The 15,394-nt window shown below is 68.9% G+C and carries 12 protein-coding genes; 8 read left to right on the top strand and 4 right to left on the bottom strand.

Going from position 1 to position 15,394, the window contains the following annotated elements; genetic code table 11:
* Nucleotides 1-115 precede the first annotated feature (115 nt).
* The 3 genes from ACFVIV_RS01650 (at nt 116) to ACFVIV_RS01640 (ending at nt 3,349) form a co-directional block, all read left to right on the top strand.
* Complete coding sequence (locus ACFVIV_RS01650) at nt 116-1,429, top strand: citrate synthase (protein ID WP_379192758.1); 1,314 nt, start codon at nt 116-118, stop codon at nt 1,427-1,429.
* A gap of 258 nt (nt 1,430-1,687) precedes the next feature.
* The gene (locus ACFVIV_RS01645; protein WP_379192756.1) at nt 1,688-2,887 is read left to right on the top strand and encodes a GNAT family N-acetyltransferase; all 1,200 of its coding nucleotides are present in this window, start codon (nt 1,688-1,690) and stop codon (nt 2,885-2,887) included.
* A gap of 63 nt (nt 2,888-2,950) precedes the next feature.
* The gene (locus ACFVIV_RS01640) at nt 2,951-3,349 is read left to right on the top strand and encodes a YccF domain-containing protein (protein WP_067531034.1); all 399 of its coding nucleotides are present in this window, start codon (nt 2,951-2,953) and stop codon (nt 3,347-3,349) included.
* A gap of 54 nt (nt 3,350-3,403) precedes the next feature.
* On the opposite strand, the gene ACFVIV_RS01635 is transcribed toward ACFVIV_RS01640, so the two are convergent.
* Entirely contained in the window at nt 3,404-3,841 is a 438-nt protein-coding gene (locus ACFVIV_RS01635) for a MarR family winged helix-turn-helix transcriptional regulator (protein ID WP_379192754.1), read from the bottom strand.
* 122 nt (nt 3,842-3,963) lie between these two features.
* On the opposite strand from ACFVIV_RS01635, the gene ACFVIV_RS01630 reads away from it, so the two are divergent.
* Nucleotides 3,964-4,203 (top strand): DUF2530 domain-containing protein, encoded by a 240-nt coding sequence (locus ACFVIV_RS01630; RefSeq protein WP_379192752.1) that lies wholly within the window; start codon nt 3,964-3,966, stop codon nt 4,201-4,203.
* Nucleotides 4,204-4,218: 15 nt separating this feature from the next.
* On the opposite strand, the gene ACFVIV_RS01625 is transcribed toward ACFVIV_RS01630, so the two are convergent.
* Complete coding sequence (locus ACFVIV_RS01625) at nt 4,219-6,294, bottom strand: neutral/alkaline ceramidase (protein ID WP_379192750.1); 2,076 nt, start codon at nt 6,292-6,294, stop codon at nt 4,219-4,221.
* Between the two features lie 127 nt (nt 6,295-6,421).
* Here ACFVIV_RS01625 and ACFVIV_RS01620 point away from each other — a divergent pair, with 127 nt between their 5' ends.
* Nucleotides 6,422-7,036 carry a TetR/AcrR family transcriptional regulator gene (locus tag ACFVIV_RS01620; protein ID WP_379192748.1) on the top strand — a complete coding sequence of 205 codons (615 nt, stop codon included), beginning with the start codon at nt 6,422-6,424 and terminating at the stop codon, nt 7,034-7,036.
* A gap of 223 nt (nt 7,037-7,259) precedes the next feature.
* On the opposite strand, the gene ACFVIV_RS01615 is transcribed toward ACFVIV_RS01620, so the two are convergent.
* On the bottom strand, nt 7,260-10,259 hold the full coding sequence (locus ACFVIV_RS01615) for a sacsin N-terminal ATP-binding-like domain-containing protein (RefSeq protein ID WP_379193106.1): 3,000 nt from the start codon (nt 10,257-10,259) through the stop codon (nt 7,260-7,262).
* Between the two features lie 432 nt (nt 10,260-10,691).
* The gene (locus ACFVIV_RS01610; RefSeq protein ID WP_379192746.1) at nt 10,692-11,840 is read right to left on the bottom strand and encodes a DUF3027 domain-containing protein; all 1,149 of its coding nucleotides are present in this window, start codon (nt 11,838-11,840) and stop codon (nt 10,692-10,694) included.
* Nucleotides 11,841-11,857: 17 nt separating this feature from the next.
* Between ACFVIV_RS01610 and ACFVIV_RS01605 the strand changes: the two genes are divergently transcribed.
* The 3 genes from ACFVIV_RS01605 to ACFVIV_RS01595 all read left to right on the top strand — a co-directional run bounded on the left by ACFVIV_RS01605 (nt 11,858) and on the right by ACFVIV_RS01595 (nt 15,285).
* Entirely contained in the window at nt 11,858-12,652 is a 795-nt protein-coding gene (locus tag ACFVIV_RS01605; RefSeq protein ID WP_379192744.1) for a glutaminyl-peptide cyclotransferase, read from the top strand.
* Between the two features lie 102 nt (nt 12,653-12,754).
* Nucleotides 12,755-14,695: an MFS transporter gene (locus ACFVIV_RS01600; protein WP_379192742.1), complete on the top strand. Its 1,941-nt coding sequence runs from the start codon at nt 12,755-12,757 to the stop codon at nt 14,693-14,695.
* Between the two features lie 20 nt (nt 14,696-14,715).
* Nucleotides 14,716-15,285 (top strand): DUF2771 domain-containing protein, encoded by a 570-nt coding sequence (locus tag ACFVIV_RS01595; RefSeq protein ID WP_379192740.1) that lies wholly within the window; start codon nt 14,716-14,718, stop codon nt 15,283-15,285.
* Nucleotides 15,286-15,394: the final 109 nt, after the last annotated feature.

The following is a 15,394-nucleotide window of genomic DNA, read 5'->3' as shown; positions in this document are numbered from 1 at the left end:
TTATTGGTGACCCTCGTTAGTCGGGCCATCCGGACAGCGGCTAGCGTTGACGGCAAGCGCGTCGTACGCCACCGCGTCCGACGCCTACGGTTTCAAGCCTGAGAGGGATCCTTCCGTGCCCGCTGAGAACATCATCAACGTCGACGACGACGCCAAGCCGGTACTGACATACCCCGGCGGCGAGTACCCGATGACCGTCGCCAAGGCTGTCGAGGGCAACGACGGGATCGACCTGGGCAAGCTGCTGGCCAGCACCGGGTACGTCACCTACGACCCCGGGTTCATGAACACCGCGTCGACCAAGTCGGCGATCACCTACATCGACGGTGAAGCGGGCATCCTGCGCTACCGGGGCTACCCGATCGAGCAGCTGGCCGAGAAGTCCACCTTCATCGAGGTGAGCTACCTGCTCATCTACGGCGAGCTGCCGACCCAGGCGCAGCTGGACGACTTCACCAACCGGATTCGCCGGCACACCCTGCTGCACGAGGACCTGAAGCGGTTCTTCGACGGCTTCCCGCGCAATGCGCACCCCATGCCGGTGCTGTCCTCCGCGGTCAACGCGCTCTCGGCCTACTACCAGGACTCCCTCGACCCGCGCGACCCCGAGCAGGTCGAACTGTCCACCATCCGACTACTGGCCAAGCTGCCCACCATCGCGGCCTACGCCTACAAGAAGTCGGTCGGCCAGCCGTTCCTGTACCCGGACAACTCGCTGAGCCTGGTCGAGAACTTCCTGCGCATGACCTTCGGGTTCCCGGCCGAGCCCTACGAGGTCGACCCCGAGGTCGCCGCCGCGCTGGACATGCTGCTCATCCTGCACGCCGATCACGAGCAGAACTGCTCCACCTCGACCGTGCGCCTGGTCGGCTCCTCCGACGCCAACCTGTTCACCTCCGTCTCCGGCGGCATCAATGCGCTGTGGGGCCCGCTGCACGGCGGCGCCAACCAGGCCGTGCTGGAGATGCTGGACGAGATCAAGGCCAGCGGCGGTGACGTCAAGGAGTTCGTCCGCAAGGTCAAGAACAAGGAAGACGGCGTGAAGCTCATGGGCTTCGGGCACCGCGTCTACCGCAACTACGACCCGCGCGCGACCCTGGTCAAGAAGGTCGCCGACCAGATCCTGGCCAAGATCGGCGGCGACGACCAGCTGCTCGACATCGCCAAGTCCCTCGAGGAAGCCGCGCTCACCGACGACTACTTCATCGAGCGCCGCCTGTACCCGAACGTCGACTTCTACACCGGCGTCATCTACCGGGCCATGGGATTCCCGACCCGCATGTTCACCGTGCTCTTCGCCATGGGCCGCCTGCCGGGCTGGATCGCCCACTGGCGCGAAATGCACCGCGAGCCTTTGAAGATCGGCCGCCCGCGCCAGATCTACACCGGCTACGAGGAGCGCGACTACCAGGGCATCACCCTGCGCTGATCGCTTCGCACACAACGGAACCCGCTCTCACCGAGAGCGGGTTCCGTCGTTTCGGGGAAGAACAACGCCCTCCGCAAGGAATCTTTAAGGAAGTCACCAGCCCTCACCGGCATAGTTCTTGTCAAGGGAGAGGGGAGCTCCCGGGGGGGACGGGGATCGGTACCTGCTACGGAGGGGGTGGCAGGTACCGGTCCCCTAGTGGCGTGCCCCGGTGAAAATCGGATGCGTCGGTCCCCGAATTCATGGGATGGTCGGCCAATGGCATCCATCACCCTGCGCTCTGCCACCGCCGACGACCGGCCCCGCATCCGGGAACTGCTGGCCACCTGCTTCGGATCCCGCTCCGACCCGTCCGAGCACGAGCACGCCGCCGAACTCTTCCCCATCGAACGCGCCATCCTCGCCGTGGACGGCGACCAGATCGTCGGCCACACCGTGGACCGCACCATGACCGTCACCGTGCCCGGTTCGAACACCGTGCAGGCCTGCGGCGTCTCCGCCGTCGGCGTGGCGCCCACCCATCGCCGCCGCGGCATCCTGCGGCAGCTCTACACCGAGCTGCACCGGCGCGCCGAGGCCGACAATCTGCCGCTCACCATGTTCACCGCCAGTGAGGGCACCATTTACGGCCGCTTCGGCTACGGCCCCTCGACCATCCGGCACGAGATCTCCATCGACCGGCGCAGGGCCGAATTCCGTCCCGGCACACCGGATCCCGGCGGCGTGCGGATCGAATCGCTGGACAACGCCAAGGACCACCTGCGCGAGGTGTACGACCGCTGGCGCCGCCTCGTCCCCGGCGCGCAGGTCCGCCCGGAGGCCAACTGGCAGCTCTGGTTCGCCGATCCGGAGCGCTACCGCAATGGCGCGTCCGGGCTGTTCGTGCTCACCCATCCCGACGGTTATGTGCTCTACCGGCGCAAATGGGGCGACAACGACGAGAACACCGCCAGTGTGACCGAATTCTGCGCGGTGACCCCCGATGCGCACATCGCGCTGTGGCGGGTGCTGCTCAGCCTGGACCTGTGCACCAAGATCGAGGGCAGCCTCACCGAAAACGATCCGCTCCCCTACCTGGTGACCGATCCGCGCCTGGTGAAGGTGACCGACCGCTACGACGGCATGTGGACGCGCGTCATGGACGTGCCCGCGGCCCTCACCACGCGCGGCTACCGCGCCGATCTGGATGTCGTTGTCTCCGTGGTGGACCCGTTCCGCGAGGCGGGCGGCGCCTTCGCGCTGCGCGTGCGCGACGGTGTGGCCGAATGCGAACGCACCGACGCGGCACCCGATCTGGAGCTCGGCATCGACGTGCTCGGCAGTCTCTACTTCGGCGCGCACCGGGCTCGCGTATTCGCCGCGGCCAACCGCATCCAGGCCAAGGACGCGACCGTGCTGCGCGCCTTCGACGAGGCGTTCGCCACCGACCGCGACGCCGAACTGGGCTGGTTCTTCTGAGAACTCCCTGATTAAGGGTTCTCCCTGATGCCGGCCGCCCGGGCGGCTGGCATCCTGGAGGACGTGAAACCCATCCAGCTCGTACTGAACGTCCTCTGGCTCGTCCTGGTCGGATTCTGGATGGCGGTCGGCTACGTGATCGCCGGGCTGATCTGCTGCATCCTGATCATCACCATTCCGTGGGGCATCGCGTCGTTCCGGATCGCCTCGTTCGTGCTGTGGCCCTTCGGCCGGGAAGCGGTCGAGAAGCCGGGCGCGGGCGTGCCGTCCATGCTCGGCAATGTGGTCTGGTTCATCGTGGCCGGCTGGTGGCTGGCGCTGGGGCACATCTTCACGAGTATCGCGCTGGCCATCACGATTATCGGAATCCCGTTCGCCTGGGCCAATTTGAAGCTGGTCCCCGTCTCGCTGTTCCCGCTGGGCCGCGAAATCGTCTCCAGCGACCGCGCTTTCGGGGCTTGACCCCCAAGCTTCCGGGGTTTCAGGGGCTTGCCCCTGAGAGTTCCGAGAGTTGGCCTACTCCGACTCGTCCACGATCTGCTTCATGATCGCGACCGCCTCGTCGAGCACTTTCAGCTGATCCGGGCGCAGGCCCGAGAGCTGTTCGGTCATCCACGCCTCGCGGGCGTGCGTCTCGTCGGCGATGAGGTGGCGCCCGGCCTCCGACAGCGACACGATGATCTGCCGCCCGTCGGTCGGATGCGGTTTGCGTTCCACCAGATCCATTTCCGACAGCGACGCGATCACCCGGGTCATGGACGGGGGCTGCACGCGCTCCTTCGCGGCCAGCGCGCCCGGCGTCATGGCGCCCTCGCGGTTGAGGGTCGCGAGAGCCGACAGCTGGGTCAGCGAAATCTGGGCATCGGCGCGCCTACCCCGCAAATGTCGCGTCAAGCGCACCACCGCCAGTGAGAGTTCACCAGCGAGCGCTCGAATATCGGAAGGCGTTGTCACAGAGGCAAACGATACGGGACCATGCGCGAGCAGGACGCCTGTTCGCCCGCTCCACCTCTGCCGACTCACCGCGGCGGGATCCGCGGCGCGCCGGGCCGGGCCGCTCGGCATAGGGTGAAAGGGTGACGCCCCCCGTTCCGGAGATTCCGCCCCGGTTGACCGATCCGCGGCCGGTGCTGGCTATCGGCACGCTCGCCTTCGCCATCGCCACCGTGGCGGTGTGGCTGAACGACAGCTGGGCCGACGCCCGCCCGGTCTGCCTCATGGGCCTGGCCGTCGGGCTGCTCGGCTACACCATCTTCGCCATCCAGCGCCGGGCTGCGCGCCGCGGTGACAAGGGCGCGCAACTCGGCTTGGACTGATCCGGCCCGCGACGCTCAGCGGATCTCGAACTCCGCGCTGACGCCGGTGAACGGGCGCAGCGCACCGTCGCCGGTGAGCTGATCCGCGAAATGCTGGAACCGGTAGCGCCCGGGCGCGGCGTCGACCGGAATATCCCAGGTGAAGCGGGCGACCGAGACATTCCCGTCGCGCTTGCTCCAGAAGAACTTCACCGCCCATTCGCCCTCGTTGGCGACCCGCGACCAGCCCGAACCGCCGGCGCGCTGCACTTCCAGGAAGGTGCCGCCGCGCCGCGGATTGTGTTTGGGGTGCGCGGAGACGAACTCCACCGCCGCCTGCTCACCGCGCGCATAGGATCCGGCGGGCTGGGTGAGGACGTCGCCGAAGGCCGTGCCGGGCAGGGTCGCGTCCGGTCCCGGGGCGGAGACGAAATTCGGCTGCATATTCGAGATGTCACGCGGGGCCGGGCCGCGCGGCACCGTCTGCTGGGCGGCGAATGCCGTTGCCAGCCTGTGGAATTCCTGTTGATAGGCCGGAAGCGTGTACCGCCCGTACAGGGTTGAGCCGCCCTCGTACTGCTGCGCGTCGTATTCCTCGGGCGTCGAGACGTACTCGTGGTAGCCGTTGGCGTAGCCCTGCAGCAGCACCTGCTCGATATCCACACCGAGCGCCGCCGCCACGGTGCGCCGGATGCGCAGCCCGGACACGATGGTGAATTCCGCACCGCCGCAGGCCAGGTAGAGCTCGCCGATGCGGACGATCTGAATCGGCACCACATTCGGCACCCAGCCGGCGGGCGGCAGCAGGCCCAGCGGCGCCACGATGGCCTTGGGGGCCTGGGCATCGGTGAGCCAGTCCGGCACCGGCTGATTCACGCCGCCGAGGGCGTCCACGAACGGATTGCGCACGCCCTCGGGAATCGGCACGCCCGGCAGGCCCGGCCCGTCCTCGGTGCTGCCGGCGATGAGCGCGACGCCGGCGCAGGCGGGCGCGGTGTGCCGCGGCCCGCCGGTGCCGGTCCAGCGCGCGTCCACCTCGATATCGGCGATATCGATGTAGCAGAGCAGGCCGCCCACCGGTCCGCGCAGCGGCCGCGCCGCGGCGAGCGCGGCCTTCCCGGCGCGATATTGGCGTTCACCGATGATGCGGGTGTTCTCGAACTCGTTGTCGGTGGGCCCGGAGGTGGGGCTCAGGTTCAGATTCGGCGACATATCGCCGGAGTTGGTCTGCGGGAAGGCCGCAATGAAATCGCAGCCGTCCAGATATCGGACGCCGTGCTCGCCGTGTTCGAACGCGAAGGACGCGTAACCCTTGTTGTCGCCACTGATGAGTCGGTTCTTGTTGCTCATCGAGGTGTTGTGGGTGGCGAACCAAGTGATCGCACCGACCGGTCGGCCGCCCTTGTGTAGCGACAGCACGGTGACGGCCGGATCGATGGCATTGGGAAAATACTGTTTGTCGGCTTCTGGATTGCGCTCGAAGGCGATTCGGGAACGATTCACGCTGGCGTCGTGCAATTCGCCACGCCCGATTTGCAAGGTTCCGGGTCCGAGATCGGCGTCCGCGGCGGCGATGGCCTCCACGATGGCCGCCACCTCGATGTCGTACACCTGTTGCTGGAAGCCGAGAATCGAGAGGTTGTAGGCGTAGTCGTGGGCGGCGCCGCCGCAGGTGGCGTGCGAATGCGTGGAGGTGAGCAGCACGTTCTGCTCGGTGTAGCGATCCCCGAAGCGCCGGGCCAGCGCCTCCATGACCCCGCGGTGCACGGATCCGAAGATCATGCCGTTGTCGGCGATGGCATAGACGATGCGCTGCCCGCCGCTCGCGATCACGTAGGCGCGGACCCGGGGGCGCAGATGGATTCCGGCGGTGTCCTGCCCGAACTGCGAGTAGCCCATCATGCCGCATTCGGCGGCGGGCCCGGTGATGTCGGAAATGCCCACGCCGATCAGGTAATCGCCCGAATCGGCATGAGCCTCGCTTTTCGGGAGCGCCAGGGAACCCGCGGCGGCGAGCGCGGCGGTGCCCGCGGCCGCTGTGGCCAGCATCGTTCGCCGCGAGATCGACCCGGTGTGTTCCCGCTCGGTCGTTTCCTTGTCCGGCACCGCCATTCGCGCCTCCTCACGTGTTGGATGCGAGCGAACCATAGAACTGGACGTACGTCCAGGCGAGATTTTCGGAGCGTGCGAATTGACTGCGCGCGCCGCGAGCGCTTAACTCTGCGGGGTGTCCTCCCGATTGAGCGTCGAAGAACGACGGGCCCACCTTATCGAGGCGGCCATCGGCCTTGCCGAAAAAAAGGGCGTGGCAGGAGTTACCACGCGCGATGTAGCACAGGCAGCCGGTGTTTCGCTCGGTGTGGTGCATTACTGTTTCGAAAACAAGGACCAGCTCATGACCGAGCTGGTCAAGGCCCTCTCGATGGAATTGCGAGATTCCGTCGATGCCAACGAAGCGGTATGGCAAGACGTCGGAACTGGAAAAGAAGCGCTTCAAAAATTGGTGCGCGCCGGTCTGGAACTGATGTGGTTGAACATTGAAGCCACACCGGAACGCCAGCTGCTCACCTACGAAACGACCACCTACGCACTACGCGAAGGTGAACAAACTCCGGCGAAACTCGCTATTGCCCGCGAGCAGTACACCTTCAACGACTCCACCGTCGCCGACATCATCGAGCACGCCCGCGAGGCGACCGGCACCCAGTGGACCGTCGGCGTCGGCACCCTGAGCCGCTTCATGCTCGCCACCATCGACGGCATCGTGCTGCGCTGGCTGGTCGACAACGACAGCGCCGCCGTCCGCGAGCAATTGGACGTGCTCGCCACCATGATCACCTCGTACGCCGCCTGATTCGCCGATCGTAGTCGCTGATCCGCCAGTCCGTCCGGCGTGCGCCCCGCTGGTCCATCCGGCGTGCGCCCCGCTGGTCATCCCGGCGTGCCTTTGGCCGGGATCTCCCACGGCGTGGTGGATTCCGGCCAAGAAGCGCGCCGGAATGACGAGGGCGAGCCTGCGCCGGAATGACGAGGGCGAGCCTGCGCCGGAATGACGCAGGCGGGCCCGTCGATCGGTCTCAGTCGTGGGCGGAGGCGTGTCGCGGCGCCTGCACATGCGTCACATCGCCGTCCACCCACCACGGCACGGCGACCGTCGCCTCGTAGGCGCCCGACAGCCGCACCCGCAGCTCGTCGTGGACGACGAGTTCGCCGGTGGCCGAGGGAAACTCGAATTGCAGGCGCAGCAGCACGCCGAGCGGGTCTGCGCCCCAGGTGGTCTCGCGGCCCGCGCTGATCACCTCGGCGGTGACGGCCTCGGAGGCGAGCGGGATGTCGAGCAGGTCGGCGAGCGCTGCGGCGGTGGCGATATCGCCGACCACGAGGCGATCGGCGGGCAGGGCCGGGCCGAACCAGGGCCGGTCCAGCACCAGGGCGTCGGCGGTGTCGATGACCGCGCCGGACAGGGCGCGCACGTGCGGCGGCAGGTCCAGGTCCTCCATGTCCAGCAGACCGGCGGCAACGGCCTCGGCCAGGCGGACGTGGGTGTGTGAAATCGCCTCGGGGGTGGGCAGTCTCGCCGGATCGGCGAGAGCGTCCAGGAGTTCCTCGGCCAGGTGCGCCGTCATCACCTCCGGATCGGCGAGCACACCGCGCAGCACCGCCAGATCCGGTGCCGAGAAGCCCGGCAGCTGCGGCAGCAGGCCCGCGAACAGGACGTCGTCGGGATGGCGCATCAGGCCCAGCTGGATGCCGTCGATATGCGCGTGCAGCCGCAGCCACCAGGCCGTGTAGCCGTCGCGATCGGCCAGCAGCGGGCGCGTGGCCGGATCGGACAGCAACAGGCGCAGGGCTTCCGGCCACTCCCCGTCGTCGACCAGGTCGAGATCGCGCACGGCGACCAGCTCCGCCGGATCCTCGGCGAGCCCCTCCCACCACGACTCCTCGTCGTCGAGGTGATGATCCGGCCCGGTCGGATCCGCTTCCGTCACCACGGTGAAGCTCCAGCCGACGCCGACCGCGCGCAGAGCCTCGGTCCCGTAGCGCTGCACCGTCTCCGCGGCGACCGTCCCGAACGGCGAATCCGCCACCAGCACCCGCCCCAGCGGCGCGTCCGGCAGCAGCAATTCGTCGGCGGGACCCAATTCACCGGCCTCATCCGGCAATTCGATCGACCCCAGCCAGGACGGCAGCGCCCCCGGAACCGCCGACGCATGCCCGGCCAGACCCAGTACCGCATCCACGGTGTCCGGATCCCCCGGATCATCCTCCAGAATCGCCTGCAGGCCAGGATCGTTCAGCAGATCCTCCGGCGACGCGGCCCGTGCACCCAGCCGCCCCAGCAGCTCGTGCGCCGCCTCCGGATGCACCAGCCGCGCCCAATGCACCGGAATCGCCGTCTCCAGCCGATCATCCAGCACCACCGTCCGCGGCCCCGTCACCAGCCGGCCATCTGTCAGCGGCACCGCCAGCGCCCCCAGCTCCTCCACCGCCAGCGGATCGGTGACGAACGGCTCCAGGGCGTCGTACAGCGAATACCACCACTGCGGTTCGCGTTCCACACTGCCCGACAGTTCCGCGATCCGCGCCAGCCCGATCCGGTGCACATCCAGCACCGAGAGCGCATCGGCCTGCATCCGCCCCGACAACTCCGGAATGACCAGCGGGCCAACGATCTCCGCCAGCAACTCCGCCAATTCCGGAGTCACCCCGGTGAACGCACTCACTCGCCCTGGCCGCTCGACCGGTGCGCCGCCAACCTCAACGCTCACCGGCTCCGCAGCGCTGACCGGCTCTTCGGTGCGGCGCGGATCAGCCGGGCGCTCCAGGTCGATATCGAACAGGGTGGCCTGACCTTCGTCATCCTGTTCGGCAGTGTCGTTGCCCGGCGCGATGGCTGCATCGCTCGGGACGGCGGCGGGATCGCCCAGGGCGGCAGCGGCATCCACCATCGCATCGGAGGGGTCGCCCGCGCCGCGCACCGTCAGGATCGGGAGCCAGGCGTGCTCGCGCAGTTCAGCGACGAGGGCCTCGCGCAGCAGGCTATCGGCCTCGCTGCGGGCGAAACCGGGCGTGGGCACCAGCACCAGGCGGTCGCGCGGCGGCAGGGCTCGCGCGAAATCGGCATAGCCGGTGGCCAATTCGGCGATGTGTACGCCGGGGAGCAGGCGCCGCCGATCCGGCTGCATGGGGATGTCGGCGATCAGCAGGGCCGGGAGTGACAGTTCCTCGTCGGAGCGGGTCGGCGCGCGCAGCACATCCGGATGCGCGGCGACGGGCCGGCCGTCCCGCACCGGGAGCAGCCAGCGCGCCCGCTCGGTGCGGTACTGCCACCACCGGCGGTCATCCTCGTCCGGCCCGGTGACCCGCAGTTCCTGGATGCCGTCCGCGCGATCGGCCACCGCGCTCGCGATCTCGTCGTCGCCGATCCGGATGCTCTGCAGGGCGGGCAATTCCAGCAGCAGATTCACCGCTTCGTCCCGCATCCCCGTCAGCAGTTCGACGGTGTCCACGTTCTCGCGCAGCCGCAGCACGATCTCGGAATCGAATCCGCCCGCGGGTTTCTCGTCGCTGGCCCACGCCAATCGCAGTGCCGGTGGCTGGAATTCCCCCTCCACTTCCGGAATCTCGATCCCCTGCTCCCCCAGCAGCGCCCACGTCTCGGCCCGCGAGAACCGCACCGAACCGCCCGTGGACCGGAATTCGATCTCATCGGAAACGCTCAGCACGGCGGTGAACCCGACCCCGAACCGCCCGACCGCGGCATCCGCCCCCGACTTGGCCGACGCCCGCAGCGCCGTCAACGCGTGCACCCCCGAAACATCCAGCCCCACACCGGTATTCGCAATATGCAGGTCCCGCCCCGCCACCCACACCGCAACCCGCCCCGCCACCCCCGCCTTGGCCGCCGCATCCGCCGCATTCTGCGCCAACTCGGTCAGCACCCGATCCCGATACCCGGCCCGCACCAGATCCGCCTCGGTAGCCGCGTCCTCCCGCAACCGCGTAGGCGACCCCCGCCAAGCCGCCACCACCCCCGCCCGCAATGCCTCGGTCCCGAACGGATCCCCCACACCCATAGCCACCGATCCACAACCTTTCCGAGTACGGCCGACACCGACGACGCTTCCGAAGTCCAGACGCTACCGCCCCACCCCAACACCCCCACCGCCCACTCACCCCCGACACACGACACCCGCGAGCGCGCCAGGCGACTCATCTCGCATCGGCCACCGCACCATCGGCTTCGGCGTCACTCCGATTACCGCACGCCATCACCGACCTGGAGAAGCCACAGCCGCGAACGCAGGATGAGCAACGGCCGCCGAGACGATCTCGGTTGTACCCCAACCGAGACCACTGCCTCGATCCTCCGGGCTCGACGCCGCCTGTGCCCCGGGCGCGCTACAGCGCATCGCGAGGATCGAAGCGCAGCCCCACATAGCCACCGCACCAGGGCTTCCGCGGCACCGGCGACACAGGCGAGGCAGCGGTGGCCCGGATCGCGGGCGTCAGTTGGATTCCGGGGCCTCGGGCTCGTCTTGCTGGGCGGCACTGGATTCCGGCTCGACGCGCACGGCGGTCACGGCCCAGGCGTCGTCGTAGCGGGCATCCGGGTCGACCTCGAACAGGGTGGCCGCGCCATTGTCCGACGTGGTCTCCGGCGCTGCCGTTTCGACCTCGGCCGTCTCGGCTTCCGCATTCGTTTCCGCAGAAGCAGTGGTAGGAGCGTCGCTCTCGGTCTCCGCCTCGACGGTGGTGTCCTCCGCGACCGTGTCGGCGCTATCCACCGGGCCCGCTTCGGTCTGCTCGTCAGCGACCGGCGAATCCTGCTCGGCGGCAGGGTCGTTCACGGCGTTCTCGGCGGTGGCATCGGCATCCGATGCGGCGTCGGGGGTTTCCGGTTTGCGGAGGTCCTCCGGCGGAACGACTTCCACGGCGGCCGAGTCATAGGGCTCGTAGAGGGGGGAACCGCTGCCGGTGGGGACGACGGTGTCGGAGTGTGCGCCGCAGCCGTATTCGGTGTGGACGACGTGTCCGTCGGCGCCCATGGCATTGGCGCAGACGCCGAAGGCGGCGCGCAGGGAACCGGCGAGGGGAGTGAAGAAACCGCAGAGGCCGCAGGTGGAGGGGGCGGAGCGGGCCATGTCGGTGTCGGGGCCGAAGGCGGAGTACCAGCGGTCGGCGGCCTCGGTGCGGCCCTCGCGGCTGAGGACCTGGGTGCGGCCGAGGCCGAGTTCCAGGGCGACGTCGTCGATGGCCGGGTCGCCGGTGGCGACGTAGCCGGGGACGAGGCGGGGGTCGTTGGGGGGCGGGGCCAGCAGGTCGCCGGGGGCCAGATCGCCGGGGCGGATGCGCTGATCCCACGGGATGAAATCGGGGGCGACGAGGGCGTCGGGACCGGGCAGCAGCGCCGACTCGCTGATGGTGGCGTGCTCGGCCTCCGGTGGGGCCGCCACCACGACCGCCCACTGCCAGCCGCGATAGCCGGGCAGGGTGGCCTCGAAATGATGGGTGGCCGAGGATTCGTCCTCGGCGGTGACGCCCAGGTGCGCACCGACGCCGACCGGCTCCAACTCCAGGAGCGCACGCCTTGCCAGGTCGACCGCCTCCGCCAGGATGGGCCGAACACCGGGCTCCGAAACTCCAACCGCGCTCACGCCCTACATTTTGCCGTATGGAGCGCAAACCCTGTGCACCGGTAGCGGCCGTCCCGATCCTGCTGACCACGGCCCTGTGCCTGGCCGCCACGACGGCCGCGTGCGGGACCGGCGACGACACGCCGCGGCTGCGCGCCGAAGTGGTCGCCACGCACCCGCACGACACCGGCGCGTTCACCGAGGGACTCGAGGTCGACGGCCCGGTGCTGTACGAGAGCACCGGCCTGACCGGCAAGTCCTACGTCCGCGCCACCGACCTCGCCACCGGCGCCGAACTCGCCCGCGCCGACCTGCCCGTCCCCTTGTTCGGGGAGGGCATCACCCGGGCCGGGAACCTGCTCTGGCAGGTCACCTATCACGACGGCCTCGCCATCGCCCGCGATCCCGGCACCCTCGCCGAGGTCCGCCGCGCCTCCTACGAGGGCGAGGGTTGGGGCCTGTGCACCCGCAACGGCCGCATCGTCATGAGCGACGGCACCTCCACCCTCACCTTCCGCGATCCGGAAACCTTCGCGCCCACCGGTTCCGTGCGGCTCACCAGCCGGACCGATACCCGGCTCAACGAACTCGACTGCGCCCCGGACGGTTCCGTCTACGCCAATGCCTGGCCCACCGAGATCATTCTGAAGATCGACCCGGACACCGGCGACGTGATCGACGCCATCGACGCCTCCGGACTGCTGCCCGAGAACGACCGCACCCCGAATACCGACGTCCTCAACGGCATCGCCCACCTGCCCGGCACCGACCGCTTCCTGCTCACCGGAAAGAACTGGCCGACCACCTACGAGGTCCGTTTCGTCCCCGCCTGACCGCGCGAACCGCCGGCTCCGGGTGAACGCCGCGGGAATCTGTGGCGTCGCACACCGCCCGTAGTGAAGCCGCACTTGTTCGACGCTGCAACAATTGACTGCGTGACTTCTCCCCGTGACCCAGGCGCCGAATCCGGTCGGTGGGGCGACGAGGAGTCTCCGCTCATCGAACGACACCCTGGATACGACAGATATCCACCGGCGAACACGCCCCGGCGGCCGCAGCCGCCGCGCGCGCCGGAACCCGATCTGCCCGAGTTCCTGGCCCGGCGCACGCGCCCGCTCGACTCCGGACCCGCGCCCCGGTCCGAGGCCGCGGACGGGCAACCGCGCGGACGCTCTCGATGGTCGCTGCGCCGTCATCGCGACGAGGCGCCGGAGATCCGCCCGGACGGACCACCGCCGACCCGGCCGTTCGAAACGCAACCGTGGCAGCCGTCCGGCCCGCAGGCTCGGCGCGAAGCGCAACCGCCCGCACGGCGGCCGCGGCGGGATGACCCCGCCACCCGTCCGGAACCGCCGCGCACCCGCCCGGAACCCACCCGGCCGCAAGCGCATTCCGCCGACGAAACCGCCGGGCACGCCGCCACGCCGCAGACGGAGTCCAGTCCCGGACTGAACAAGCCGCCGCGCAAGCTGACCGTCACCCGGGTGGCGGCGCGGCGCAGTATCGAGCTCACCGAGCGCGGCTTCGCGACCTTCCAGCGTGCGGCCAAGGCCGACGGCGCGGAGGAGTCGGGCCTGACCGCGCTGGTCTACGCCACCATGGCCAACTTCGCCACCGACGCGGCGGTCGCGGTGGCCCTCGCCAACACCTTGTTCTTCGCCAGCGCCACCGCGGAATCCAAATCCAAAGTGGCGCTGTACCTGTTGATCACCATCGCCCCGTTCGCGGTGATCGCGCCGCTGATCGGCCCGATGCTGGACCGCCTGCAGCACGGTCGCCGGGTGGCGCTCGCGGCGTCCTTCGCGGTGCGCGTCTTCGTCGCCGGACTGCTGATTTTCAATATCGACACCTGGGCGCTGTATCCCCTCGCGCTCTGCATGATGATCATGAGCAAGTCGTTCTCGGTGCTCAAAAGCGCGGTGACGCCGCGCGTACTGCCACCGGGAATCGATCTGGTGCGCACCAATTCCCGGCTCACCGTCTTCGGCCTGGTGGGCGGCACGCTGGGCGCGGGCGGTATCGCCGGGCTCATCGCCTCGGTCACCGGTTCCATGGGCGCGCTGCTGTTCGCGGCCTTCCTGGCCGGCTGCGGCGCGTATCTGAGCTTGAAGATCCCGCGCTGGGTGGAGGTCACCGAGGGCGAGGTCCCGGCCACCATCGGCTATCACGGCGATGACGGGCACACCGAGGTCCTCGATGCCAACCAGGCCGCCAAGGTGCCGCCGCGCAAACGCCGCCAGCCCATCGGCCGCTCGGTGGTGACCGGGTTGTGGGGTAACGGCACGGTTCGAGTACTGACCGGTTTCCTTACTTTCTATGTGGCCTTCGTCGCCAAGGCCACCGAACACCGGCCGGTCCAGCAGGCCGCCATGCTCGGCGTGGTCGGCGCGGCCGCCGCCATCGGCAACTTCACCGGCAATGCCACGGGCGCGCGCATGAAACTGGGCCGCCCCACCCTGATCGTCCTGTACTGCACCATCGGCTGCGTAGCGGTGGCCGTGGTGGCCGCCCTGCTCGACAACCTGGTCGGCGCGGCCGTGGCCACGCTGGTCGCGGCCGGTGCGAGCGCCTTGGCGAAGGTCTCGCTGGACGCCTCCATCCAGGATGATCTGCCCGCCGAATCCATTGCCTCCGGTTTCGGCCGCTCCGAAACCGTGCTGCAGCTGTCGTGGGTCGTCGGCGGCGCCATGGGCGTACTGCTGCCGACCGACTGGTGGAAGGGCTTCGCCATCGTCGCCGGTGTCATGGCGCTCGGATTGATCCAAACCGTGGTCAGCTACCGTGGACATTCGCTGCTGCCCGGTTTGGGCGGCAATCGACCCCAGCACGCGAAGCAGGAGGTTCCGGGCGCGCACGGCGTCCCGGATCCCACTTGACGGACAGGAAGCGCAGCCCCGTGACCAAACCGAACGCCCGCACGATCGCAGCCCTGCTGGCGGTGCTCCTAGTCGCGGCCGTCGCCTACTTCGGCGCGATCGCCCTGCTCGCCCGCAATGCGGACAAGCCCGAGCCGACGGTCACCGCCTACGCGCACGGCAAGTCCATCACGGTGCAGCCGTACCTGTACTGCGGTGTGCGCATGGACGATTGCCGCGTGCTGCCGCAGGAGGACATCGGCCTCCCCGCCCAGCTCACCTGCCCCGAGGGCGAGAACTGCCACACCGGCCAGTCCAACGACCTCGAGGTCCCCGCCGGCTACCCCCTCCAGCTGTCGCTCCCCAAGGAAGTCATCGACAGCCCCTGGCTGATCGTGGCGCTCTACCGCACGCCCGACGGGCAGATCCTCGAAAACCAGCTCACCCACCGCGATTTCGACGAGGGCACCGCGGCCGTCACCATTCCCTCGGTGCCGAAGCTGCCCCTGGTAGGCGTCGAGATCCAGCTGCCGATCCTGACCCGCGACATGGCTACCGGCCAAGAGGGCTATATGCCGCACGCGGCTTGGTCGGTTCGGACTCAGGTCTAAAGCAAATGGGCCCCGGGGGGCCAAGCAAGCCCGGGGCCCCAGTGTTTGGGGTTAGAGTTGGGGGGGGATGCCCCCAACCCCCCCAGAGGACTGGTAGCGGTTGAGCCGC

The sequence above is a fragment of the Nocardia sp. NPDC127526 genome (genome assembly GCF_042672265.1).
Classification (GTDB): Bacteria; Actinomycetota; Actinomycetes; order Mycobacteriales; family Mycobacteriaceae; genus Nocardia.
The sequence above is the reverse complement of the archived record's forward strand: the minus strand, read 5'-3'. Positions and strand labels throughout refer to the sequence as shown.